19 protein-coding genes are annotated in these 25,917 nt (G+C 64.4%); 12 read left to right on the forward strand and 7 right to left on the reverse strand.

What is annotated here, in order from left to right:
- The first annotated feature begins 70 nt into the window (after positions 1-70).
- Positions 71-2,569: a type II secretion system secretin GspD gene (gspD, locus tag KA354_02040; GenBank protein MBP7933404.1), complete on the forward strand. Its 2,499-nt coding sequence runs from the start codon at positions 71-73 to the stop codon at positions 2,567-2,569.
- 3 nt (positions 2,570-2,572) lie between these two features.
- The gene (locus KA354_02045; protein ID MBP7933405.1) at positions 2,573-3,178 is read left to right on the forward strand and encodes a hypothetical protein; all 606 of its coding nucleotides are present in this window, start codon (positions 2,573-2,575) and stop codon (positions 3,176-3,178) included.
- Between the two features lie 94 nt (positions 3,179-3,272).
- Here KA354_02045 and KA354_02050 read toward each other — a convergent pair whose 3' ends face one another.
- Positions 3,273-4,322: a hypothetical protein gene (locus KA354_02050; GenBank protein MBP7933406.1), complete on the reverse strand. Its 1,050-nt coding sequence runs from the start codon at positions 4,320-4,322 to the stop codon at positions 3,273-3,275.
- A gap of 380 nt (positions 4,323-4,702) precedes the next feature.
- On the opposite strand from KA354_02050, the gene KA354_02055 reads away from it, so the two are divergent.
- Positions 4,703-8,128 (forward strand): protein kinase, encoded by a 3,426-nt coding sequence (locus KA354_02055; protein ID MBP7933407.1) that lies wholly within the window; start codon positions 4,703-4,705, stop codon positions 8,126-8,128.
- A 439-nt stretch (positions 8,129-8,567) separates the two neighbouring features.
- The gene (locus KA354_02060; GenBank protein ID MBP7933408.1) at positions 8,568-9,194 is read left to right on the forward strand and encodes a sigma-70 family RNA polymerase sigma factor; all 627 of its coding nucleotides are present in this window, start codon (positions 8,568-8,570) and stop codon (positions 9,192-9,194) included.
- Between the two features lie 98 nt (positions 9,195-9,292).
- Here the strand turns inward: KA354_02060 and KA354_02065 are convergent, their stop codons facing one another.
- From KA354_02065 to KA354_02075, 3 genes are all read right to left on the reverse strand, one after another.
- Positions 9,293-10,759: an adenylosuccinate lyase gene (locus tag KA354_02065; GenBank protein ID MBP7933409.1), complete on the reverse strand. Its 1,467-nt coding sequence runs from the start codon at positions 10,757-10,759 to the stop codon at positions 9,293-9,295.
- A 154-nt stretch (positions 10,760-10,913) separates the two neighbouring features.
- Positions 10,914-13,772 (reverse strand): serine/threonine protein kinase, encoded by a 2,859-nt coding sequence (locus KA354_02070; protein MBP7933410.1) that lies wholly within the window; start codon positions 13,770-13,772, stop codon positions 10,914-10,916.
- 45 nt (positions 13,773-13,817) lie between these two features.
- The gene (locus KA354_02075; GenBank protein ID MBP7933411.1) at positions 13,818-14,465 is read right to left on the reverse strand and encodes a sigma-70 family RNA polymerase sigma factor; all 648 of its coding nucleotides are present in this window, start codon (positions 14,463-14,465) and stop codon (positions 13,818-13,820) included.
- A gap of 590 nt (positions 14,466-15,055) precedes the next feature.
- On the opposite strand from KA354_02075, the gene KA354_02080 reads away from it, so the two are divergent.
- On the forward strand, positions 15,056-15,424 hold the full coding sequence (locus tag KA354_02080; protein ID MBP7933412.1) for a hypothetical protein: 369 nt from the start codon (positions 15,056-15,058) through the stop codon (positions 15,422-15,424).
- A gap of 145 nt (positions 15,425-15,569) precedes the next feature.
- Here KA354_02080 and KA354_02085 read toward each other — a convergent pair whose 3' ends face one another.
- From KA354_02085 to nhaR, 3 genes are all read right to left on the reverse strand, one after another.
- The gene (locus KA354_02085; protein ID MBP7933413.1) at positions 15,570-16,235 is read right to left on the reverse strand and encodes a PEP-CTERM sorting domain-containing protein; all 666 of its coding nucleotides are present in this window, start codon (positions 16,233-16,235) and stop codon (positions 15,570-15,572) included.
- Positions 16,236-16,820: 585 nt separating this feature from the next.
- Positions 16,821-18,308 (reverse strand): Asp-tRNA(Asn)/Glu-tRNA(Gln) amidotransferase subunit GatB, encoded by a 1,488-nt coding sequence (gene gatB, locus KA354_02090; protein MBP7933414.1) that lies wholly within the window; start codon positions 18,306-18,308, stop codon positions 16,821-16,823.
- Positions 18,309-18,565: 257 nt separating this feature from the next.
- Positions 18,566-19,465, reverse strand: coding sequence for a transcriptional activator NhaR (gene nhaR, locus KA354_02095; protein MBP7933415.1), 900 nt, complete (start codon positions 19,463-19,465; stop codon positions 18,566-18,568).
- Positions 19,466-19,850: 385 nt separating this feature from the next.
- Between nhaR and KA354_02100 the strand changes: the two genes are divergently transcribed.
- The 7 genes from KA354_02100 to KA354_02130 all read left to right on the forward strand — a co-directional run bounded on the left by KA354_02100 (position 19,851) and on the right by KA354_02130 (position 25,914).
- Positions 19,851-20,237: an HPF/RaiA family ribosome-associated protein gene (locus KA354_02100; protein ID MBP7933416.1), complete on the forward strand. Its 387-nt coding sequence runs from the start codon at positions 19,851-19,853 to the stop codon at positions 20,235-20,237.
- Between the two features lie 73 nt (positions 20,238-20,310).
- Complete coding sequence (locus KA354_02105) at positions 20,311-20,610, forward strand: hypothetical protein (GenBank protein MBP7933417.1); 300 nt, start codon at positions 20,311-20,313, stop codon at positions 20,608-20,610.
- Between the two features lie 8 nt (positions 20,611-20,618).
- Positions 20,619-20,969, forward strand: a complete 351-nt coding sequence (locus KA354_02110) for an isoamylase early set domain-containing protein (GenBank protein MBP7933418.1) — start codon at positions 20,619-20,621, stop codon at positions 20,967-20,969.
- 36 nt (positions 20,970-21,005) lie between these two features.
- Positions 21,006-21,434, forward strand: coding sequence for a nucleoside diphosphate kinase regulator (gene rnk, locus KA354_02115; protein MBP7933419.1), 429 nt, complete (start codon positions 21,006-21,008; stop codon positions 21,432-21,434).
- A gap of 27 nt (positions 21,435-21,461) precedes the next feature.
- Positions 21,462-22,328: a hypothetical protein gene (locus tag KA354_02120; GenBank protein ID MBP7933420.1), complete on the forward strand. Its 867-nt coding sequence runs from the start codon at positions 21,462-21,464 to the stop codon at positions 22,326-22,328.
- 48 nt (positions 22,329-22,376) lie between these two features.
- A complete protein-coding gene (locus KA354_02125; GenBank protein ID MBP7933421.1) occupies positions 22,377-24,059 on the forward strand; it encodes an NAD/NADP octopine/nopaline dehydrogenase family protein in 1,683 nt (560 codons plus the stop codon).
- Positions 24,040-25,914 carry a cobalamin-binding protein gene (locus tag KA354_02130; protein MBP7933422.1) on the forward strand — a complete coding sequence of 625 codons (1,875 nt, stop codon included), beginning with the start codon at positions 24,040-24,042 and terminating at the stop codon, positions 25,912-25,914. The genes KA354_02125 and KA354_02130 overlap by 20 nt, the downstream gene beginning before the upstream one ends.
- Positions 25,915-25,917 lie beyond the last annotated feature (3 nt).

The following is a 25,917-nucleotide window of genomic DNA, read 5'->3' on the forward strand; positions in this document are numbered from 1 at the left end:
CAGTTGCGTGCACTTCGCCATGCCCGGCACGCCGCCGATGGATCTGCGAACCACGCAAGAGGAGCCGAACATGCGTCGCAATCGCCGTCTGATCGTGGTCCTGTCACTGGCCTGCGGAATCGTGCCGGCACTCACCGGGTACGTCTCACAGGCCCAAACCCCCGTGGCCGCCGACCGTCAGGCCGCTGAACCACTCACCTCACCCGGCGGGTCGGCACCCACCCCTCAGACGGCCCCGGCCAGTCAGGCCGGCGCTGCCTCCCAGCCCGCGTCAGCCACCCGGCCTGCCACCCAGCCGACCGCCCCTCCCCCTCCGCCCACCTCCCGCAACAACAGCGGACCGCACATCATCGTGCAGCCGGGAGGCGGGCTCCTGCTCAACTTCGTGGACGCCTCCATCACCTCCGTCCTCGATGAGCTTTCCTCCATCGCCGGCTTCATCGTCGTCAAGGAGACAACCCTCGAAGGCCGAGTCACCCTGGTCAGCAAACAGGCCGTACGCCCGGCCGACGCGATCTCCCTCCTCAACACGGTCATGAAGAACGCCGGCTACGCCGCCATCCAGCAGGGCCGCATCCTCAAAATCGTTCAACGCGAAAAGGCCAAAAAGGCCAATATCCCAGTCCGCACCGGCTCCGATCCCGCACAGATCGAGCCCACCGATGAACTCATCACCCAGGTCATCCCGGTCAGCTACGCCGATGCCGCCCAGCTCCGCCAGGACCTCCAGCCCCTCATCAGCGCGGACGCCGATGTGACCGCCAACGCGTCCAGCAACACCATCGTCGTCACCGATACCGCCGCCAACATCCGACGCCTCGTCGAGATCATCAGCTCCCTGGATACCCACCTGGCAGGAACCAGCGAAGTCAAGGTCTTCCAACTCAAGTACGCCAGCGCCGCTAACGCCGCCCGACTGATCAACGAAGTCTTCGGCAGCCAGGGACAGAGCGGGAGCCGCAGCGGCTCCGGCGGGTTCGGTGGATTCGGCGGGTTCGGCGGCGGCCCCGGCGGATTCGGCGGCGGCCCCGGCGGATTCGGCGGATTCGGCGGACGCGGCGGATTCGGCGGCGACCGCGGGGGTGGCAGCCGATCCTCCCAGGGCGGCACACGCTCAACCGCCCGCCTCTCCGCCTCTTCCGACGACCGTACCAATACCTTGGTCGTGACCGGTCCGACCGATACCCTCCAGATCGTCGCCCAAGTGGTCAAGGAACTCGACGCCAATCCGGCTTCCGACGACACCGTCTTTGTCTACCGCCTCAAGAACGCCGTGGCCATCAACATCGAACCGGTCGTCAACAGCCTGTTCAACGGCACCTACACCGGCAGCCGAGCATCCACAAGCGCCCTCTCCGGAACCCGCTCGACCGGTATGACTAACCGCAACACCCGAACCGGCGGTACCCGCAGCGCCACCGGAAGCAGCCGGTCCGGCTCCTTTGGCTCCAGCGGTGGTTTCGGCTCGGGCGGCGGCTTTGGCTCCAGCGGCTTCGGATCGAGCTTCGGCGGCACCAGCCGGTTCGGCAGCGGCTTCGGCGGCGGTTTCGGCGGCTTCGGCGGCTTCTCTTCCGCAGCCATGGGCACCGCCGCCCGCCTGGCCGACCAGGTTTCCGTCATCGCGGATCCGGATACTAACTCGCTCCTCGTTCGCACCAACCCGAAGAACTACGAGCAGGTCAAACTGGTGCTCGCCGAACTCGACCGGGCCGTCGCCCAGGTCCTCATCAAGGTCCTCATTGCGGAGGTCACTCACGACAACAGCCTCGACATCGGGGCCGAATTCTCCGTGCTCAACATCCGGGCAAACGGCCTGGGACAGACCTACGCGGACAACTTCGGCGTCGGCAGCCAAACCACCGGCGTGGTCGTCAAAATCCTCGAAACCGACTACACCGCCGTGATCCACGCCTTGGAGACCGCCGGCAAGCTCGACGTCCTCTCCCGACCCTACATCCTCGCTTCCGACAACCAGCTCGCCAGTATCACCGTGGGCCAGGAGGTCCCCTTCATCACCAATACCCGCCTCACCGACACCGGCCAGACCATCAACACCATCGAATACGGCGATATCGGCATCCTGCTCGACGTCATTCCGCACATCAATCCCGAAGGGCTGGTCATCCTCGACGTCGCCCCCGAGATCTCCGCCCTCACCGGCACCACCGTCCCCATCTCCGAGACCGTCTCCGCCCCGGTCTTCGCCAAGCGCTCCGCCCAGACTCGCGTCGGAATCCGCAGCGGCCAGACCGTGGTCATCGGCGGCCTCATGGAAGACCGCCAGACCGAGACAATCAACAAGATCCCGCTGCTCGGCGACATCCCCCTGCTGGGTGAAGCCTTCAAACGCCGAGAAAACAAGAAGAGCAAGACCGAGCTGCTCATCTTCCTGACACCCCATGTGGCCGCGCAGCCGGACTACCTCAAGCCCATGTCGCAAGACGAACTGGAAGGCAGTAAACTGGTACCCGGCGCGGTCTACCCGGGCGCCTTCGACGAGCACATGCAGGGGCTGCAACGCGGCGGCGGCGCCGCCACCCAGCCCGCAGCGCCCGCCAAGGAGAAATGACCCGTGAGGCTCCCTCCCAAGACGGCTTCACCGCCGAACACCGGCCTCCACGGCCAGAGCACCCCCCACACGCGGAACCACTGGGGGCGATACGGCCTGCTCCTGGCCGTGGCGCTGACCGGAGCTTGCCAGAGCCCGCCCGGCAAACCACCCCCCGCCCCCACCTCGCCCGCCACGTCCGCTACGCCAGCCAGGCAAACCCCCAACAGCAATACCGACCCGTGCGCCATGCGCCTGCACGATATCTGCGGCCCACTCCTGCTCTACTACGCCACCCATCAGCAGTTGCCGGCCCGGATCGAGGAACTCGCCCACGTCCCCGGATTCGAGAACGTGCGCGATTTCACCTGCCCAACCTCAGGCCAACCCTACGTCTACAACCCCATCGGCATCGTCAACTCCGGCGCCGCCCCCCGCATCGTCCTCTATGACCCCACCCCGACACATTCCGGAATACGCTGGGCCATCTCCATCATCGAGCCCGGAAACAAGAACGCCGCCCTGATCGCCAAGGTCGTTGCCCTGCCCGAGTCCAGCTTCTCGCTGAGCCCGCCCCCAGCCAAGTCCGACGCTAAACCCGAGGCCAAGCCCCAAGTTCAGGAGGAATAAGCCCGCCGTGAAATCGCCTCTGCCACGCGCCTGATACCGGCCAAAGATATGCGAGCCCCGAACCAGCCCGACCACAAGACCCGCTCTGCCCCCCCTACCGGACCAGCGAATTGCCGTAGCCAATCACCGCGATCGCCAGCAGAATCAGGGCCAGACCGATGTACATCGTCCGGAGCGGCTTGCCTCGTCCTTCACGCCATTCTCCGGTCAAGATGCCCCACGCACTGGAGGCCGCGATGCAGCAGCCCATGGTGATCGCCCAGCCCGCGGAATTGCCCAGCTCACCCATCGCCGCCGCCGCGCGGCCGAACAGAGTGATCGACAACACCCAGGTCACCCCCATGAGAACCGACAGCAGCCAGTGGCTGGCGGTGCCCGGAAGACCGTACCCCACCCAGGTCCGGTTCCGGATCAGCAGGACAACGCAGTAGACCGCGTTGGTGACAAATCCGCCCAGTAGCGCCACCGCCCAGATGGCATCCGAAGCCCCGCCCGCCGATGCCCCCACCGCTCTGGCCGCATCCTTGAGAGGACCGGCGTAGTTGTTCGCAAAGTTGATCATCGGATTGAAGATCCCCGACAGAATGCAAAGGGTGAGCCCCTTGACGAACGTCCCTGCGGATACCCCGCCCGGCGATTCAGCGCCCGTCTGCCCCTGTCCCGCCGACGCTCGGAATTGGGCCTCCTTCCGGGCCCCGGCCACGGCGCAAATCATGACCCCGACAACCATCAGCGCAATGCCCCCCGTCACCGTCGCGCCGCCGGCGGTCAGGAACACCCTGGGCTCAGAGGCCATCGGAACCAGCGAACCGAGGGCCAGCGTCAGACCAATGCTGATCGCGAACGCCTGACTCATCCCCAGAATGGAGATGCTTTGCCCAAAAGTGACCGCGCCTAAGCCCCAGCCCACACCGAAGAGAAAAACCATCGCCAACGTGCCTGTACCCGATCGGGCATAGACCGTCATCAGATCGGAACAGGTGGTGAGGGCGATGACCCAGGGCAAGATCACCAGGGCCGCAACCGCCCACACCAGCCACGTCGCTTCCCACGCCCACTTGGCTGTCTGCTTCATCGGCAGACTAAAACTGCCCATGAGCACACCACCAACAACCGCCAACAGGAAGCCAAGGCTCGCATTCATGCATCGGCTCCAGCATGGGCAATCGGCACACAACAAGGGGATGCCCGTCGGTGTGGAGAGTACGTCGCCTCGATCACCGCGCCAAGCCGGACCGGCGACAGGTCGTAGGCGACGCCCACACCGAGACTGGAAAAGAACCGTGGCGGCGCGTTACAGTCCACACCAGGAACTCGGTCTTCGCCGGGCGGTCTGTTTACCCTGGTAGTACCCGGCTGGCGGCACGGCGACGATCATCCTTCGCTTCGACTCAGCACCCGGCAGGCATCCGGGATCGAGGAGCCCATCGCCGCGGCAAGTGTCGGGCAGGCCTCCAGCCGGTCAACCCGATCGGCACGACGCCCGTCTCACACCTGACGAGGTCGGTTCAGAGGTGGTTTCGCATGGCAGCCGAGCAGCTGGATCCCCGGGACGAACGGATCGGCCGCGTCCTGAACGAGTTCCTGGACCGCGCCCAGAAAGGCGAGGCCGGCTGCCAAGAGGAACTGATCAAGGCCAACCCCGACTTGGCCGACGAACTACGCGAGCAGTTCACCATGCTCCGCCAGGTCGGCCGGGTATCCTCCGGCGGGCCCCTCGGCCAGGCACCCGACACCCCCCCGCCACGCGATTCACTGCCCGGCTACGAGATCCTCAGCGAAATCCACCGCGGCGGACAAGGGGTCGTCTACCGAGCCCTCCAACGAGCGACGCGACGCGAGGTCGCGATCAAGATCATGCACGAGGGCCCGTTCGCCGGCTGGCGCGACCGGGCCCGCTTCGATCGCGAGATCCAGGTCCTGGGCGCCCTGAGGCACCCCAATATCGTCAACGTCCACGACAGCGGCACGGCGGCAGGAAGCCAGTTCGTGGTCATGGACTACATCCCCGGATTACCCCTCGACGCTTGGATCCGCAACGCCCCCCGATCCATCGAGCAGCTGCTCCAACTCTTCGTGGTCATCTGCGACGCAGTCAACGCCGCCCACGTCAAGGGTATCATCCATCGCGACCTCAAACCGGGTAACATCCGCATCGATGAGGAAGGACGACCGCACATCCTCGACTTCGGCCTGGCCAAGGTCGAGGGCGACGACAAGGAAACGGAAATCGCCTCGGGCATGACCCTGGCCGGCCAGTTCGTGGGCAGTCTGCCGTGGAGCAGCCCCGAACAGGCCCAGGGACTGCTCGATCAGGTCGATACGCGAACCGACGTCTATGCCCTCGGCGTGATCCTCTATCAGATGCTCACCGGCACATTCCCCTACCAGGTCGTCGGACCGGTGCGCGATGTACTCAACCGGATCGTCAGCGGCGAACTGACCCGGCCAAGCACCGTCCGCAGGGAGATCGACCGCGACGTCGAGGCGATCGTTCTCAAGTGCCTGCGAAAGGAACCCCATCGCCGATACCAAACCGCCGGAGAACTGGGACACGACATCGGGCGATACCTGCGCGGCGAGGCCGTCGCCGCCCGAAGCGACAGCGGGCTGTACGTCCTGGGCAAGATGCTGCTCCGCCATCGCGTACCCGTCATGGTGGCCACAGCCTTTGCCATCCTGGTCGGAGTCTCCCTGCTGGCATCAGTCTCCCTCTGGCGGCAAGCAGTGGTCGAACGTGACCGAGCCATCCTCGCCCGGCTGGAACAGGATCGGCAACGCAGCCGCGCCGATGCCAAGGCCGCCGAGGCCGAACAGGCCCGTGGAATCGCCGAACGCGAACGAACCGTCGCCCAGGAACAGGCCGAACAGCTTCGCCGTGTCACCTACCTCAACCAGATCGCCCTCGCCCGAAACGCCTACGAGCAAAAGTACCTCGGCCAGACCCGGCAATTGCTCGATGCCTGCCCCACCAACCTGCGCGGTTGGGAATGGCATTACCTGTATCGGCTCTCCAGGCAGCCCACCTCCCTCGACATCACCGCCGACGCGAAAGGCGTGACCGCCCTGGCCATCGACCGCAGCGGTGAACAGATCATCACCGGAGGATGCGACGGAATCATCAGGATCTGGAACGTATCCACCGGTGCGGCCATCGCTCATCTCACCGGCCACACCGACCAGATCAACACCCTCGCCTTCAGCCATGACCGCAAGTGGATCGCGTCGGGCGGCCGCGATCGAACCCTGCGGCTGTGGGACGCCCAAACCTATGCCCACCGCATCCTGCAAGAGGGAGAACAGTACATCAACTGCGCAGCGTTCAGCCCGGACGGAACCGGCCTGGTCGCCGGAGGACAGGCCAAGACGTTGACTTTCTGGACCGTGCCCCGCGGGGAAATCCTCGGCACCTCCGCCCCTCACGGCAACGAAGTCTCCTGCGTCGCCTACGACCCCGACGGGAAGCACGTGGCATCCGGCGAGTACCTGAACCTGTCCGGCGGCAGCGGCAGAATCAGAATCTGGGAGGTTGCTTCTAGAAAGATCTTAAAGGAGCTCCCGGCTCATCCCGGCGCGGTTCTGTCCGTTGCATTCAGCCCGGACGGTAAACGCATCGCCTCCGGCGGGGGTATGGCCCCAACCGGCCGCGACGCACGCGGCACATTGAAGGTGCTCGACGCCACCACCGGAGAGGAACTCCTCTCGCTTCGCGGCCACGAGGGCTTCGTCAACGCCGTAGCCTATAGTCCCGACGGCAAACGGCTCGCCTCCGCCGGAACCCCGCGCACACCGGCATCCGGCATGGAATCGGATCTCACCTTGAGAATCTGGGACGCGGACACCGGAGAGGAACTGAACACCTACTCGGCCCACGATCACGGAGGACAGGCCGTCACCTGGAGCCCCGATTCAAGCCGGGTCTTCTCGGGCGGCATGGACGGACGACTCAGGGCCTGGCCCAGCACCGCTCCGGCTGAGTATCGCGAACTGCGCGGCCATTCCGGCTCCGTGCTCCGGCTCGCCTTCAGCCCGGACGGAAAAAAACTCGCCTCCGCCGGCGGACCAGGCGACACGCAGGGCCCGACCGCCCAGGCCGCCGATAACGCCGTCCGCGTCTGGAACCTGCAATCCGGCTCCCCCATCTTCGTCCTCACCGAACACAAGGACGCCATCCTCGGACTCGCCTGGAGCCCAGACGGCCAACGCATCGCATCGGGTAGCGCCGACCGAACCCTCCGCGTCTGGAATGCCACCACCGGCGCGAGACAAATGCTCCTTCCCAACCTCCTCGGCAGCATCCGCAGCGCTGGATTCAGCCCGGACAACACCCTCCTCGTCAGTACCGCCGGCAACCTCGTCACCCTCCGACGACTCCCCGATGGACAGGAGTTCCGGCAGATCCCCCACGCCAGCGAGCCCATGACCGCCGTCTTCAGCCCCAACGGCCACTGGCTCGCGATCGGCTTGTCCGACGGAGACGTCGCCATCCGCGATCCGGCCTCCGGAGAACAGGTACGCTCCATCACCACCGGCATGAGCCTGAGCGGCGCCTGGTTCAGCCCCGACGCGACGACGATCGCCAGCGCTCATCGCGACGGCACCATCTCCCTTTGGAACATCTCCACCGGCCTGCGAAGCGCAACCATCAGAGGACCCCAGCGGTCCGTCGAGTGGCTCGATTTCAGCCCCGACGGCCGACGACTGGCCTCCTGCACCACCGACATGATGCTCAAAATCTGGGACGTCGCCAGCGGAAGCGAAGTGTTCAGCGCCCGAGCCCACAACGGCCCCGTCACCTGCGTGAGGTTCAGCCCGGACGGCCGGACGATCGCTACCTGTGGACAAGACGGGCTGATCAAGCTGTGGGAAACCCAAACCGACCCGGACCATCCGCCCGCACCGACCACCATGCCCGCAACCCCACCGGCCGCAACCGGCCCGGCTCGATAACCCTCCGGCACCACTCCCTCCCTCAGCATGACCGGGCTCAGCACGACGCCCGCCACACCCTTCCCTGGAGAGCCGGCTAGCGACGGGGTCTCTCGCGCACCTCAGACGGTTGTTCGCCGGGTAACAGCACCGCGTAAAAAGCCAGGTGCCCGGGAGAATCGTCCAGCCTGTCAAGAGGAGGGAAGCAGGTCTGGGAGATCCTTCCGGGCACCGGAGCATCTTATGGGGTTGCCGTTAGATATCTCAACGGAATCCCCGGACCCGACTAACGCACCAGGAATGACTTTTTGCGTTTTTTTTCTCTCCCGGCCGTCGCATCATCCCCGGAATCGGGATGTCCCATAACAATTCTCCCTGGCGATATGCCGATATCGGTGGTAAGCTTTTGTTTGAAAAGCGTTTATGCGGTCAGCAACCACCAGACGCAAACCAGAACGCAATGGAAGACGCACGATTCAGGGAATTGCTCACCGAGGCCAAAGCCGGGAAAACGGCCGCCATGGATGCCCTGCTCGTCGCCAGCTTCGATCCCCTCCGGGCAACTATAGCTCAACAGATGGGCTCAGCCCTAGCCAAGGCCCAACTCGAACCTGAGGACATCATCCAGGAAACCTACGCGGCCTGCTGGGCCAGCCTGGCCAACGCAGACTTCAATGGATTCCAGCCCTTCCTGGCTTGGCTGCGACAGATCGCCGAAAACAAGCTGATCGATATCCAACGAGCCTTGTTGGCCGAGAAACGTGATGTCCGCCGACAAGTATCTGCATGGGGTGTCCAGAGTGGATCGTACGTAAACCTTTTGGACGCAGTAACTTCGCCACTTTCAACCCCGAGCCGAGGAGCCGCCCGAAGCGAGGGATTGGCCGTCCTCATGGTCCGGCTCCAGCAGCTCCCCGAAGACTATCGCCAAATCATCGTCTGGCGCCTGATCGAGGGCCTGCCCGTCGCAGAAGTCGCCACCCGCCTCAGCCGCAGCGAAGCTGCTGTCCATATGCTCTTTCATCGAGCCCTCAAGCAGCTCCGCAACCTGATGGGAGCCCCCTCCAACTACTTGAGCCAGGCTTGAACCAGCCACCTGAATCCGGCTCGAGCCGACAGAACGCCGCCCCGCAACTTGGCCTGAACTTAAACCTTTGATGTATATGCTGTTAAACCTCTTCCCGCTCAAACCGCCAGCAGGGCATCTTTCCGTAGCACCTTGCGATGGCGAGCCAGAACCGGACGAACAACCTCCCTCAGAAAGACATCAACCTGCCGCGGCGCCAAACCCACAAAACGCTTCGGGTCAAGGGCTCCATCGAGATCGACCGCCGCAAAGGCCGGATCAGCCTTCAGTCGAGCCATCAGGTCGTTGGCCCGACCACGCATCTTCACCTCGCGGCCCGCAGCTTGAGAGTGCCGGCGAATCCGCTCATGCAACGCTTGGCGATCCCCTGCCCGGGCGATCTTGCCACGCTTGCCCCCTTGCCCTGCTGTGCCAGTGGTAGTCGCGGCCATCAGAATGTCCTCTGTGGCCATGAAGGGCAGCTCGGCCGCCACCCGCGAGGCAATCACCTGCGGATAGACCACCATCCCCCGAGCCACATCGGTCACAATCCGAAGAATCGCGTCCGTCGCCAGGAAGCTCTCCGCAAAGACGATCCGCTTGTTCGACGAGTCGTCCAGCGTACGCTCGAACCACTGCTCGGCCGCCGTCTGAAACGGGCTGGACAGGATCGAGATGACAAACCGGGCCAAACCCGTCATCCGCTCGCAGCGCATCGGGTTCCGTTTGTAGGCCATCGCCGACGAACCCACCTGCTGCGCCTCGAAAGGCTCCTCCATCTCCTTCATGCCGGCCATGAGCCGCAGATCGTTGGCCATCTTGTGGGCACTGACCGAGATGCCGGCCAGAACGGCGGCCACGTCGGCGTCAACCTTGCGGCTGTAGGTCTGGCCGGTCACCGGCTCCGCTTTCTTAAACCCCAGCCGCGCCATGACCTGCCTCTCCAGCCGGTCCACCTTCCGCACATCGCCCTCGAATAGGGCCAGGAAGCTCGCTTGCGTGCCGGTCGCCCCACGAATGCCACGGAATCGCAGACCGCCCAGACGCTGCTCGACTGCCTCCAGATCGCGGACAAAATCGTACGCCCACAGGCACGCCCGCCGCCCGACAGTCGTGAGTTGTGCCGGCTGGTAGTGCGTGTAACCCAGACACGGCAGGTCACGATGCTTGCGGGCAAAGCGGGCCAGAGCGTCAATCACATTGGCCAGCCAATCGCGAATCAGGACCAGGGCATCCCGGAGGATCATCAGGTCGGCATTGTCGACCACGTCCATGCTGGTCGCCCCCAGATGCAGAATCCCACGGGCGCCCGGAGCCACATCACCCCAGGCGTACAAATGGGCCATCACGTCATGACGGAGGCGCTTCTCATGCTCGGCGGCGTTCTCAAAATCGATCTGCTCCATCGTCCGGCGGAGCTGGTCAAGCTGCCGGCGGGTGATCGGCAGGCCGAGCTCGGCTTCCGACTCCGCCAGGGCCAGCCAGATCCTGCGCCAACAGAGGATCCGATGTCGGGCCCCGAAGAGGCGAGCCATTTCCGCAGAGGCGTAACGGGATACCAACGGGTTCTGATAGATGTCGCTCATGGGCGAGAGTATAGCCCGCCCCCATGACGCGATGAAGCCCCCTCGGTGCCGCCCGGGCAGGGACGGAAACCCTGACGCCGCAACGCCAACTTGATCGATGGGAAGCGGTCGGCAACTGGTCGTAGAGTCAATCATGGAGAACGAGGCCCCGGGATCAGTGGCCGCGGCGGAGAGCGGTGAGCTTGGAACGGGTGGCTTCTTCGAGAGCGGACTCCTTCAGGCCGCGGTAAACGTCCGCCAGCATGGCGTAGTGAGCGGAGAGAGCCCCGCGGACGTTCCAGCCGGTAACGCCCGCGGCCGTGAGCCGCTCCAGCTGAAGGACGGCCCCTTCCAGAATGATCCGAGCCTCCTTGAACTCGGTCCGCTCACGCAGGGTGTCGGCAAGCATGAGCGTCTGAAAGGTGGCCGGCAGAACGTACTTCGCGGAGTCGGGAAAACGATGGGCCAGCGTCTGATAGAGCATACCGCTCTGGCGCATATCCTTCAGGGCTTCTTCCTCGCGGCGTTCAAACTTGTCGATGCCGCTCAACTTGATGTACATGTTGGCCAGCGAAAGCGTGTAATCGGGAACGTGAGGCTGCTCGCGAACCAGGTCCTCCATGATCGCGATGGCCTTGAGGACCCGGGCCCTGGCTTGCGGGCCGCGGTCCTGCATGGCGTAAGTCTCGGCCAGGTCGAAGCGATACGGGGGCAGTTGCGGCAGCTTCTCGAGAATCTCGATGGCCCGATCGAGGCTGCCGGGATGACCGGAACCACGGTCGCCGTCGAAGCCCGGGCCGCGCTGCTCACGCAGGCATCGGGCGAGCAGATGGCGGTACTCCGAAACGCGGGGCATCTGGCCGGTCAAATCGGTCAGGATCTGGACCGCCTCGCGGAGGCAGGCGATCCGCCTCTGGTTCCAGGCCCGGAAGCGATCGCGCCAGTCACGATACGAGCCAATGTCGGGGCGCGGGCTCGCGCCGTCCTGCGGATGGAGGCCGGCGGGTCGTTCGGCTGGTCCGGAAGACGATTTCGACGAGAGGCTGCTCGGGATCATGGCGGAGAGATAGAGGGCCCGGGCCAGTTCAAACCGCGCCTCCGGGGCGGGCTCGGGGCCGCTGTTCAGGGCCCGCAACAGCTCCCGCGATTCCTGAAGGTGTCGGCCCGCCGGCTCGGCCTTCTCCTGGGTGAACAGGACCGCGGCCAGCTTGTTGTGGACGCGGGCCAGAAGGGTCCGGGCGGCGGTGTTGTTCGGGTCAGACTGGCACATCGCTTCGCAACGACGGATCGCGACGTCGTACGCGGCCTCGGCGTCGGCGTATCGGCCCAGCCGCTCGTGGATCTCGCCGACCCGGTGATGAGCGGCCGCCACCTTCAACTGCACCGAGAGGGATTCGCCTTCCTGTTGGCCAAGCTTGCGATAGAAGACGAGCATCTGTTCGAGAAAGGTGGCCGTCTCGGGCGAAATCGCCGCCGGGGCCGCGACGGACACGGTGTATTCCTCGGTGCCATCCACGCTCAGCTCCTGAGCGGACAACAGGCTTTCGGGCGCGAACCGGTCAAAGGTCGCCTCCATGGCTTGCAGCGACAAGTCCGCCACGGCTTCCACACGCTGGCGCTGACGCCGCTCGCCTGCCAGGGCCAATTCGGCCCGCGAGTTCGCGATCCGCACGCTCACGTAAGCCGTGAATGACACAATGGCCACCGTCAGCAGTAAGGCCAGGCTCGCCAGGCCGAGCGTGGCAGGCAGCGGGTTGCGCATCGCCCAGCGGCGCAGCCGCTCGACGCGCGAGATGCGACGAGCACGAATGGGGCGGTCCTCCACAAAACCCAGCAGGTCGTCGCGCAGCTCGGCCGCAGAACCGTACCGGTGCTCGATCGCCCGGGCCGAGGCCTTCAGGATGATGGTCTCGAGATCACGCGGCAGCCCGGGACATACCTGTCGGGCGGGCGGGAGCGGCTTCTCCATGATCGCCCGGATCAAGCTGCTGGTCTTCGCCTCCGCAAAGGCCGGCCGGAGCGTCGCCAACTCGTAGAGCGTGACGCCAAGACTGTAAACGTCGCTTCGGGCTTCAATGCGACCCTCGATCTGCTCCGGAGCCATGTACCGCAGGGTGCCCACCAGGTCGCCGGTCTGTGTCGCCCCTTCGTGCCCGATCTCCTTGGCAAGGCCGAAATCCGCCACCCACAAAGTCCCGTCCGAGTCCAGAAGAAGATTGCTCGGCTTGAGGTCACGGTGCAGGACGCTCTGACTGTGGGCGTAGGCGACGGCATCCGCGGCCTGGGCCATCACCCGGGCAAGGTGACGCCAGTACTGGCGATTGAGTGTCAGCCGCGAACCGCCTGCGTTACCCGAGAGCGGCTCACCCGACGTCCGAGCGTGGCAGACCGGGGCGGCGCGTTCCTCACGCTGTTCAAGCAGATCACGGGCCACCTCGATCAGGTCGGAGGAACGGCTCGACAAAGCCAACGTCGAGCTCGACGCCGATTCCGCTCCCGCATCGTGCCCGGCCAGAGCCTTGAACACCGTGTCCAGCCCCACACCCCGAATATACTGCATGACCAGGTAGTGGTAGCCGTCCTGCTCGCCCACGCCGAACACCGGCACAATGTTGGTGTGGTGCAGACGGGCAGCGGTTCGGGCCTCGCGGTCGAAGCGTTCGCGGCGGGCAGGGTCCTCGGTATGACGCCGGGGAAGCACCTTGATGGCCACCCGCCGGCCAAGAGACTCCTGCTCGGCTTCGTAGACCACCCCCATCCCGCCGTGGCCCAGCTCGCGGACAATACGAAAGTCGCCCAGCCGGCCCACCGGGGATTCATGGGTCAGGAGCTGGCGGCTCGACGAACCGCCGCCGTGATGCTTGGCGTTCTCAACCGCCTGAATGGTCGGGAACAACTCACGAATGTCGCCCGCCAGGGCTGGGTAGCGGACCGCATAGTCCTCGACGCTCGGCGAATCGCCCGAGCGGCACTTGCGCGTGAACTCCTCCGCGAGCATCTCGAACGGATCGCAGTCCGGGTTCGTTTCGGCCATGGTGATCCACTCATCCATTGACGATCGGGCCATGATCCGGCGGCATCAGGGCATCGCCGCCAAGGAATCGAAACCGCCGGTCTCCTCCAGAATGGCCTTCAGCCGCCGAAGAGCCCGGAAGTACCGGATGCTGGCGGCCTTTCGGTCAAGGTCCAACACCGCCGAAATCTCCTGGTTGGTCAGCTCCTCGAAATGCCGCAGCAGCAGGACCTCGCGATCGATCGGATCCATGCCGTCGATGGCCGCCCGGAGACGCTCCGATAGCTCGATTCGCCTCAGGGCCAGCGACGGCGAGGTGATGTTGGCCAGCAGGTTGTGGGCCAGTGTGACCGTGGTCTCATCGGACGAGAACTGGGCCCGAAGGGAGACCTCACGGCCCGCGTCACGCATCTCCGCCCCCAGGTGGCGACGGTGAATATCGATCAGAGTCTGAGCAACCACCAGGCGAAGCCAGATGAACAGCGACTGCTCAGTGTCACCTTCGACGTGGGCACACCGCTGAGCAGCGTTCAGGTAGGCCTCCTGCAGAACGTCCTCGGGATCGACGCGGCCCAGCAGGCGCGGGTTCAATCGAAACGTGGCTGTCTTCAGGAGGCGCGGGCGGTATTCGTCAAACGCGGCGGCTAGCGCGTCCGTGTCCCCCCGGCGCACACGCGCCACCCGCTCGGTCCTGACGACGCTCTCTCCGCTCATGGAAAGACCCTTGAATCCTCCGCTCGGTTTGCGACCAGATCGCGAGCCGCGGCGTGCTTGCGGGCCGAGTATGCCTCCCTCCGCCCCCACCCCGTCTCCACTTCGACTTCCGTTCCCATCATGCCAGAATTCGAAGCGAACGGCAAGCCTGCGGACACCCAGGCGATAGCGCGGCCAGACCGATAGCCAATTCCTCAGACAAAAGACCCGTCAAGCTGTAGACAACGACTCGGGCGATGCGTTTGACATGCTATGGGTCGCTGATTCGACCCGCCGCGAAAACGGCCAAGAGCGGCGCTTCGCGTGACTGCGGAAACAACGGTGTCGCTTGGGCATGCCCCAGCGGCGCCTCGCGCGTATCGAATCGCAAGATAGCCACGATACTCCCAAAAAGAGTGCGCCGGTCGCCTACCTCTGGTGGCGACCGGTGTGCTGCGCGCACATCGTGGAAGAACCTGTAGACATCGTCCGCGGCGAACCGTTTCAGCCTATATGGATGGCAGAGCCGCATTCCCAAGAAAACGATGCGTCACCGGCATTCGTGTCCCCATCGATACGGAGATTCTGCCCGCGTGTCTCGGATCGACACCATGAGCAAGAGCCTGGAGGTTACCCCCGTGAGAGTCACCCATCGATCGGATCTCGGCCATGAGGTCGTGGGATCAGTGTCCGTCAAACCTCAGGTCCGCGATGCGGCTGCCCGTAGAGACACGGCCGAGCTGTCGAGCATGGCAGGGTTTCGTGGCTACCCGGCCATTGCCGGACTGCTTCTCCTCGCCCTTTCATTCTCCGGATACTACCTCGGATACGCGAAGGGTTACACGGCAGGTGCACAACAGACGAAAACCATCGGCGAGCCGTACTCCCCGGAAGTCGGTGACCCGGCGGCACAACCTCCGGCGGATGCCTGGACAATCAGCCGGCTCGAACCTGGCAACCGGACAACGCAGAAACAATAGCGGGCTCGCGGTTGACCGACCACAGAACGACCGGCCTCCGGCCACTCACGCAGCCGGTCCGCCGGAACCCAAGAGCAGGTCCGAAACCTGCCCTTGGGTCATCGCACGCGGGCATCTGGGCCCCCCGGCCGGCGCAAACCAGCGATCAAGACCAAATCACCCGGCGACGATTCCGTAAACCGATCAAGCCGAGCCCGCCAATGCCCAAAAGGACCAGCGAGGCCGGCTCGGGAACAACTCTTCCTTCAACCCGGGTGGCCATCCGCTCGTCGGTCGGGCGATAGTTCCACGGACCATTGTCGCTGCGGCCGGCCGTGGGACCGATATCACCAGTACTGTTGAAGCCCCAGCCACCGTCGAAGTTGCCCTTCGCATCGGCGATCACCCAGTACGTGGTGTTGGCGTCGAGCTGCAGCGTGCCGGGGAAGGGCGCGTGCAGCACCTGCTGGCCGGTGACGTTGACGTTGAGGGCCGAGGTCTGAAGGACACCACCCGGCAACCCGGCCGCGTCGGAGGCGATGACGACATCAAGGGGGCCGGTACCGGTATTCGGCGGCCCGGCTACGCCGACACCGAGCACAATCTGGGTCAACAGGTAGCTGCTCGGCCCGACGGTGAAGGTAATCGCCTGATCAACGTTGCCGATCGTGCCGAAGGTCTCACCCTGGAGCAACCGGCCACCCGCCGAAAAAGTATCACCGGGCCCGAAGTTGTTGAAGATGGTGTCAGCGTCGGCCGCGAGGACCGGGCCAAGCACGACGAGCGCGCTGAGCGCGCTGAGCGCGCAGAGCATCCCCGGTTTGCAGACCATCCTGATCTCTCCTTTTTTGAAACAGTGCCCTACGAATCACGCCGGCCTCGCCCGCCGCGCGGGTCTGAAAGCTCGATGCCGGCCCCGAACAGGTGATTCTAGGTGCCTTGTCTCGGCCCGCCAGTGATTTCCGGGATTTCCAGGCACAAGAAACCGTATTTCCTGCCACACCAAGGGCTTGTGTTCGCGGGTCGTGGCGCAGACATGGCCCATCGGCCGCCGCCAGGATGGAAAAAGGAGGGTAAAAGAGCCGAACCGAATCGAGCCGTTTGTCGAGGACGAACGGCAAACAGGCCAAGCAGGACCGCGGATCGGCAACAGGCCCGACGCGAAACAGCCGCGAACCAGACGCCCCCGCCAAGCCCTGACGGCGCCACCTCACTCCCCGCGTCGACGCGAACCGTCTGGCCGGCTCTGACTGCGAATCGCGACCCGGCAAGGAAGGCGGTCAAGCCGGGCGCCTTCGGAACCCCGCACCCATCAGGCCACCCGTCCTCCGTGACACCCCCTGTGGCCCGCTACCGCTTGCCTCGTTGGACAAGGGACTCAGGCACGATGGGGTCCTTGGTGGCGGCGTTAACCTGTTCAGGGCCCGCCGAGGCCGGAGAGCTTCTCGTCAATCAACCTGCCGACCATCTTCGGGTCGGCCTGGCCACCCGATATCTTCATCACCTGGCCGAGCAGAAAGCCGCGCGCCTGGACCTTCTTCTTGGGATTGGCCACGGCGTCCTGAACCGCCTTGGCGTTGGCCTCGAACGCCTGGGTCACCCAGCCGGTCATGGCTCCCTCGTCCCGAACCTGGACCAGCCCATCGCGATCCGCGATCGCGGTCGGACAGTCCCCTGAGTCCAGCATCTTCTCGGCTACCGCCTGGGCAGCTGTGGCATTGATGACCCCGTCGGCGGTGATTCGCGAGAGCTCGCCCAACCGCTCGGCGTCAATGCCCAACTGGGCAATCGTGCAGCCTCGGGCGTTGGCCTGGGCCAACCAGAAACTGATGAACTGCTTGCCAAGCGTCGGTGCATGGCCGAACCCCGCCGCCTCCTCGAACAGATCCACCGTCGCCCGGTCGCGCAGAATGGTCGCGGCATCGGCCTGGCTCAACCCGTAGTCCGCCTGCATCCGGGCTTCCCGCTCCAGGGGCAACTCGCCCACCGACGCGCGAATCCGCTCCAGCCACTCAACGCTGATCTCGACCGGAACCAGATCGGGATCGGGAAAGTAGCGGTAGTCGTGGGCCTCCTCCTTGCCGCGCTGGAACTCAGTGACGCCTCGGACGTCGTCCCAGCCGCGGTTCTCCTTCGGACGCTTGCCGATGACGTAATCGCGATCGGCCATCCAGTCGTTCACCTGCCGCTCGATCTCGTGAGCGATGGCTCCGCGAACCGCTCGGAAGCTGTTGAGGTTCTTCACCTCGCTGATCGGCGTGCGATACTCCTGCCCATCATACTCGATGGCCACGTTGACGTTCGGCTCGAAACGCATCTGGCCCTTCTGCATGTTCCCTTCGCTCACCCCAAGGTACGTGACCAGCCGCTGCAGTTCCACGCAGAAGTTGTAGGCCTCGTCGGCTGACGACAGATCAGGCTCGGTCACAATCTCGAGCAGCGGGGTCCCGGTGCGATTCAGGTCCACCTGGGTGATACCAGGGTGCTCGTGCAGGTTCTTGCCCGCATCCTCCTCCAGATGAGCCCGGATGATACCCACCCGGCGAGCCCGAGCGTTGACCCCGGTGGGCACGTCAAACGCACCATCGAAACTCAGCGGCAGATCGTATTGACTGATCTGGTAATTCTTGGGCAGATCAGGGTAATAGTAGCTCTTGCGGTCCCACTTGGTGAAAGGGGCAATCTCACAGTTCAAGGCAACGGCCGTACGCACCGAGAACTCGAACGCCTGGCGGTTCATGACCGGGAGCACGCCGGGCATGCCCAGGCAGACGGGACACACATTGCTGTTCGGCTCCGCCCCGAACTCAACCGGACACGAACAGAACAACTTGCTCTTGGTGGCAAGCTGAACGTGAATCTCCAGTCCGATGATCGGACGGATCTTGAGTTGGCTCCGGTCCATGACGCTGTCCCCAAGGGCTAGCCTGGCCGGATCGCTCGCCGGTCGAGGCCCGCCGGATCCCCTTTTACTCCAGCCAGCCAGGCCTGCCAAGGGGCGAAAGGATGAACGCTGGGTGCCGAAGGGGGGCATCAATCGGTGGCTTCGTCTCGCACCAACGGTGGCTTGCCCGATTCTTCGGTCGGCGGCCGATGTCAGACGGCCTCTGCCACCAACCATGAAACGGACTCCGCACAGCACCTCGGTTCAGGGTCCGGCCGTCACTTGAAGAGCTGGCGGCGAGCCGCCTTCGTGATCGCCGCCACGGCCGGATGCCGGATCCGGCGCTCTACGGTGATCGCGAAGAACCGTTCCCGATGGTCCTCAATCGATCCGATGGGCTCCACGCGAAACCGCCTCATGATGTCCGACTCGACCACGTCATAGCCCGCGAAGAACCCTTCGCCGTGCTCGCCAAAGGTACTCAACAGGGCAACGTCCTCAAACTCCCCGATGACCTTGGGCGTGACGTCGACCGACTCGAGCCACCGGTCAATCGCGGCCCGCAAGGCACCGCCCGACGCCGGGAGCAGCGCCGGTGCGCCATGCAGCGATCGCGGAAAACCCTTGCGCATCCGGTGAGCGTGCTTCGGCGAGGCAAACAGCGTGACGCCGCACTCGCCGAGCAGGTGACTGTAAGCCCGAACTCTGATGTGCGGACCCACCGGCGCGTCCGACAGGACCAGGTCCAGATCGTGAACCGCAAGGGCGGGCAGCAACTGGGCCGGCGACCCGTCCACGCATGAGATCCGGCTCGGTTCCGGCAGGTGAATCACCGGCGACAGAAGCCGGTATGCGACCAGTTTCGGGATCACGTCGTTGATCCCCACGTTCACCTGGATGGAGACCCCGACGGAACGGCCCTTCAAGGTGTCCACCATCTCGCGGCCAAGCGCAAAGATCTCGTCCCCGTATCGGAAAACCACCCGCCCCATTTCCGTCAGCGCCAGGTTTCGCCCGACACGATCGAACAGCTTCTCGCCCAGCGAACGCTCAAGCTCATGGATCTGGGCGGAGATCGTCGGCGGAGCGAGCAGCAGTTCCTGCGAGGCCGCAGCTATAGAACCCGCCCTCGCGACCGTCCAGAAGTAAAAAAGATGATGGTAGTTGAGCCAGTCCATCCCCTTATGATAGTTCGTTTATTACGATGTGTCAATTCACCATTCTCTATTTGCCTAAGTATGCAGGAAAGGGTATAGTGAGCATGGACGAAGAAGCGGCGACCTCGATCACCCACAAGCACCCAGGCGAAGCCATCCGGACCTAGGTCGTTGGCCCGGACATCGCTCGTCGCCCAGCCACCGGACCAGGCCCCCGCGGCGCCCCGTGCCGCGGACCCGGTCGGCACCCCCGGCATCAACCTGTCGGCGGGGATGCCCGCCGGAGACGATCGTTCGTATTTATCGATGAATGGTTGAGTTAGATTCTAAGAATCCGTACAGCGATGCCGGACGTATATATCCGGTGGAGACCAGGGGAACACCCTGAAACCCAAAGGAGATGGGCATGCGAATCAGGATGAGCGGACATGGCGTCGAGGTCAACACCGTCCTGAGAAAACGGGTGCAGCGGCGGCTCCAGTTCGCCCTGTCCCGGTTCTCCAACCGCATCCGCGCCGTCGCCGTCCGACTGAGCGACATCGGCGGCGATCGGGGCGGGGCAGATCGCTCCTGCCGGATCATCGTCCACCTGTCCCCGACCGGCACGATCATGATCGAGGACCGCGACCCAGACCACTCGGTCGCCATCGATCGGGCCGCGGATCGGGCCGGACGGGCCGTGGCTCGCGAGCTGCGCCGCCGCTGGGAAGTGAGAAGACGTGCAACCCTGCGCGGCAACGACGCCCAGTTTCGGTTGCGGGGCGCGTCATGGGCGTTCAGCCACAGGAGCTGAACGAGAACCAGATTCGGCCCAACAGGGTCTGACCGTGTCCTCAGCCTAGGACACGACTTCCAGGAGGTGCTCTATGGTAAACCAGACGGATCGGATTGTTCGATACTTCCGCCGGCGATGCGGGGAGGGACGGATTCTGCACAACGCCGCATGCCACTTGCTCCAGTTGATCCTGGAACAACCAGGTACCGATCGCGTGGAGGACTTGATGGCATTCTGTGGGAATCCCGAGAACCTCAAACCCTGGTTGCCGAATGAGACTGACCGGCTCATCTTCTCGGAAGGCCTGCTCGAGGGACTGCGCGACCTGGCGTCGCAACCGCACTACAGGAGCAGGCACCGCATGAGGACGGCGCCAGCCAGTATGAATTGAGGCCGACCATGGTCACTCACTATCCAAACGGAGACGTCGAGTTCCGCTTCTTCCGGCCCAACGCCCAGCGCGTCTGCCTCGTCGGCGACTTCAACGGCTGGCGCCGATCGGAAGCGGCCATGAGCAAGAGGAGCGACGGATGGTGGACCCGCCGGTTGCACCTCAGGCCGGGAGCCTATCAGTTTCAGTACCTGGCCGACGGCGAGCGCTACCTCGACTTCGCGGCCTTCGGCGTGGAACGGGGACCTCTGGGCGGATGGAACTCCGTGGTGGTCGTCGGCCAGCCAACCGGAGCGAAAACGACCGGACGGCGGGATGTGTCGCTACAGGTCGCCGCCGCGGCAGGACGTGAGGCGTGAAATGTGCGGCCGGAAGCGGTCAAGGAGGCTGATGTCATGAAAGCCAGAAACATCTACATTACCGTGGAGGACATGACCCGGCTCTCGGAGTACGTGCGCGTCGCCCGGGCCCGGCACCAGGAAGACATCTCTTATCTGAACACCCTGCGCGAAGAACTCGACCGGGCGGACGTCGTCCTGCCCGAGCGGATGCCCGCCGACATCGTCACCATGCACTCGCAGGTGCTGCTCCGCGATCTGGCTTCGGGCGAGGAAACACAGTATGTGATCGTCTTCCCCGAAAACGCGGACATCCTCGAGGGCAGAATCTCCGTCGTATCGCCGATCGGGGCCGCGATGCTCGGACGCAAGGTCGGTGACACGATTCGGGTTCACGCACCGGCCGGAACCAGACGAATGCGGATCGAGCGACTCCTGTTCCAACCGGAAGCAGCGGCGATGTTGTCGAGAGAGGCCTGTGCCTGATCGGGCTGAGCCCGGGAAAGGACGCTGATGTGGTCCTTCACCGAATCACGAGCGAAAACGCCGGAGGGCCGCCTGCAGAATGCCATGCAGGACATCGCCACCCTGCTGAAGCGTCTGGGGGAGACCGAAGCGCTCTCCCGATTCAACGCCGGCCTGACGTCCGGCCCGAATCCGTCGGACGCGACACTGCTCGGATGGCTGGCACACACGATCGGGCCGCAAGCGACGCTGCGAGTTATCGCTTCGTACGCTCGGCAGCCGTGCTTCTGCTGTCACAACGGCCTGGAACCCTGCGACTCGTGCGACGGCCGAGGGCATTCGGGTGGCAGCGAGGTCTGCGTGCAGTGCCTGGGACTCGGCGCAGCAAGATGCGACTTCTGCGCCGGATCCGGCTTGGTGACGTATGACGCCGTCCCCCACGGGCTTCAGGTACCGGTGGCGCTGCGCCGAATGAAAGACGCCGTCAGCCGCGTCCGGCAGCATCTCGACCAGCCCCTGCCGCGAGTCTCGGACGTCGAACCGATCAGCAGTCTGAGGCAGGCCGCGAAGGCTCTGTCGGACCTGAATCGGGCCCTGGGGGTGTTCGAGAACGGCCTGTTGTTTTCCAAGGACAGTACCAACTGCGGCCGGAAGACCCAGACTGAACTTGCTCATGTTGTGCGATCGAGCGTACAATGTACGGTCGCCTGTCGTTCGAGAATGCGAGAGCTCATCGAGGTCATGGCCGGCGCCGCCCGGCTCGCGGCTGAATCGGTCTCTCAGGACGCTCGCCACCGGGCCATCTTGCTCGAACAGGCGAGGTTCTACGACTCCTGCCTGGGACGTTCGGACCCCTTTGCGGGCACAGGTCTCGAACACCCCTACCTCGACAAGGCCGTGGCCGCGCCGGCGTAGCCGTCGCCGCGAACCGGTGACCAGTGAACCCGCGAAACAGAGAACCACATGCGTATCTCCCAACTCCTGGATTCACGTTGCGTCCTGACCGGCGTCTCCGCGACGGGCAAGGAAGCCGCCCTCAATCGGCTTGTCTCCACCCTCGGTGAGGCCCGCGGTGTCGATGTCGAACTGGCCCTCCGCGACATCCGCGCGAGGGATCGGGCCGGGGCTATCCTCCTGCCGTTGGGACCCTATCGTGTGGCCGTGCCTCACGCGACCACGGCCGCCTGCAAACAGCTCCTCTTCGCCATGGCCACCTGCCGTGAAGGCGTGCAATGGGATGACGATCCGGAAAACCGAGCCCATCTGATTGTCGTCCTGCTCGGTCCGCCCCAAACCCGTGGGCTGTATCTTCGCGTCCTCAGTCGCATCGCCCGACTCTGCTCGGACGAGAAGGTGGTCGAGTCGCTGCTCAACGCGGAGTCGCCGGAGCAACTGATCGAACGCTTGGCGGAGGAGGAAGAACCACTGGGGGAGATCGTCGCCGCGGACGGCATGCCGGCTTTCTGTATTCTCGGGGCCGGGCCCGGCGGACTGGCCATGGCCGGGCACCTGGCCCTCACGGGCTGCAAGGTCAACCTCTTCACCCGCAGCGAAGAACGACTTGCCCCCATTCGGGCGGCTGGTGGCATCCGTGTCACTGGTGAGGTACACGGCTTTGCCACCCTCAATCTCGTCACGACAAGTATCGGCGATGCCGTACGGGACGCGGATGTAGTCATGGTGGTCGTGCCGGCCACCGCCCACCGCAATATCGCCAATCTCGTGGCCCCACACATCAAGGATGGGCAGATTCTGGTGCTCAATCCGGGCCGGACGGGCGGAGCGCTGGAAGTGGCCCAAGTACTGCAAGCCAGGAATCCGCAGGTCCGCCCCTACGTGGCCGAGGCCCAGACATTGCTGTACGCATCGCGACTCACCAATCCCGGCCAGGTGCACGTGTTCGGTATCAAGAGCTCCGTCCCCGTCGCCGCCCTGCCGGCCTACCAGATCGCCGATATCCTGCCCGTCATCCGCAGCGCTTTGCCCCAATTCATCCCCGGCGACAATATCCTGAAAACCAGCCTCGACAATATCGGGGCGGTATTCCATCCGGCTATCACCGTCCTCAACGCCGGCCGAATCGAGGATACCCACGGCGACTTCGAGTACTACGTTCGAGGCGTGACGCCAGCCATCGCTTCCGTCCTGGAGGCGATCGATCGAGAGCGGATCGCCGTGACCGGCGCGCTGGGTATCCGAGCCCACACCGCTCGCGAGTGGCTCTATCTGGCGTACAACGCGGCCGGCAAGACGCTGCTCGATGCGATTCAGGCGAATCCCGGATACCGCGGCATCCGGTCCGTCGCCACCGTGCAGCACCGCTACATTTCCGAAGACGTACCCATGAGTCTGGTCCCCATCGCGTCGATCGGTCAGATGCTCGGTGTCCCCACACCGACCATACGCGCCGTGATTCACCTGGCGTGCGTCATCCACGGCGTGGACTACTGGGCGGAGGGACGAACGGTGCAGCGATTAGGGATCGCCGGCATGTCGGTCAAGGATATCCGTCTCCTGGTCGTGGGAGCGGAACCGGCAACCCCAGTACCCAACACACCACCCAGCCAGCACCCGTTGGATGGCGATTCGCTCGAAGGAGCCTTGTGGAAGCCGGAGATCAATACCCATGAGGACGCATTCAGTTGAAACGACGGATCGCTTCGGCCTGGTCCGACCAGCCATCGAAGCCCACACCCTGGGCATCACCTCGGTGGAACAGATCCTCCGAGATTGTGGCTACACGGTCGTCGTGGGAGACGCCCCGACCTGTGAGGCGTTCAACCGGCCTGAAGATCCCCGCTATTGCGCGGCCATCGAGCAATGGCTGCGCGAGAACCGAATCACCATCCTGGGTTTCAGCTACCGCCTGGATCCACGCCAGGGAGCCCTCCTCTTCGAGAGACTAATCCACCAGCTCAAGACCAGAAGATTGCTCGCCGAACAGGGCGGCTTTCTCAAGGCAGTCTACTTCGCCGGCCTGCCCAAAGCGTGCGAGCTGGTGCAACAGCGCGTTCCCGAGGTCGCCGGTGTCTTCCGTGGCGACGAGACCCCCATAGAGACCCTGGCAATGCTCGCCATCAGACCGGACACTATGCCGAGAAACCTCGCCGAAGGCGCCGGCTATGACCAAGCGAGACTGTCGTTCGGGAGAGACCTGATCCAAAAGGGCCACTACCTGCAGGTCCGACCTGTCGACCGGAGCGGCTGTGGAGAATTCGGCACCCGGCGGGACACCCTGGTCCGACGCGTGGAACATGCCCGGACCCACCAACTGCCTCCCCTGATGCGAGCCCACATCGGACCCTATCAGGCCGACCGGGCCCAGGCCGTCTCTCTGTTCCTTGAATGGACCGGCCGCCTGGCGAGATCCGGCTTACTCGACATCCTGTCGATCGGAACCTCCCAGTTGACCCAGTCCGCATTCGGGGAAAACTGGAATGGCAGACCCAATGGGGGCGGAGTACCCATCAACTCCCCGACCGAGTTCGCAGCAGTCTGGCAGGCCGCCCGGCCAATGCTCGTCCGTACCTATGCCGGCACAACCCACATCCCCGAGCTGGCCAGGATGTACGAACAGACCCTGTACATGGCCTGGCATGCCCTCTCGTTGTGGTGGTTCTGCCGCATCGACGGCCGAGGCCCCTACTCGGTGCGTGAGAACCTGGAACACCATCTCCAGACCATCAGGTACGTGGCGTCCGTGGGTAAGCCCTTTGAGCCGAATGTACCCCACCACTTCGCCTTTCGCGGCGGAGATGATGTCACCTGTGTCGTCTCGGCGGTGCTTGCCGCCAGAGCGGCCAAACACCACGGCATTCGCCACCTGGTACTTCAGAACATGCTGAACACCCCCAGGTCCACTTGGGGCGTTCAGGATCTCGCCAAGTCCCGTGCCATGCTGCAGCTGGTTCGCGAACTGGAGGACGATTCTTTCCACCTCATCCTGCAACCCCGCGCGGGCTTGGATTATTTCTCCCCCGACCTGGCCAAGGCGAAGGCTCAACTGGCGGCCGTCACCGCCCTCATGGATGACATCGAGCCTCAGAATCCAAACAGCCCCCCAGTCATCCATGTGGTAAGCTACTCCGAAGCCTCGCACCTGGCCGATCCCCCCGTGGTCGACGAGAGCATCCAGATCACTCGCCATGCCCTGGCCGAGTACCGGCGATTGCGCGCCAAGGGCAGCGTGGACGACATGACCGAGAATCCGGAAGTCGCCCAGCGGACCCACGAGCTGCTGCAGGAAGCCCGCGCCATCCTCGCGACAATCGAGACCCATGTACCGTCATCGTGCTCTCCGGAGGGGCTGTATCGCATCCTCGCAGGCGGCTTCCTCGCCGTTCCCTACCTCTGGGAATGCCGGGAAGAGTTCCAGCGCGCCATCCGCTGGCCAACCCGGCTGATACGCGGGTCCGTCAAGGTCGTCGATCCACAGGGCAATCCGCTTCCTGCCGCCACGCGGATGGAGATGGTCCTCGATGATCTGAAACGGCAGGCTTAACCC

The sequence above is a fragment of the Phycisphaerae bacterium genome (genome assembly GCA_018003015.1).
Taxonomy (GTDB): domain Bacteria; phylum Planctomycetota; class Phycisphaerae; order UBA1845; family PWPN01; genus JAGNEZ01.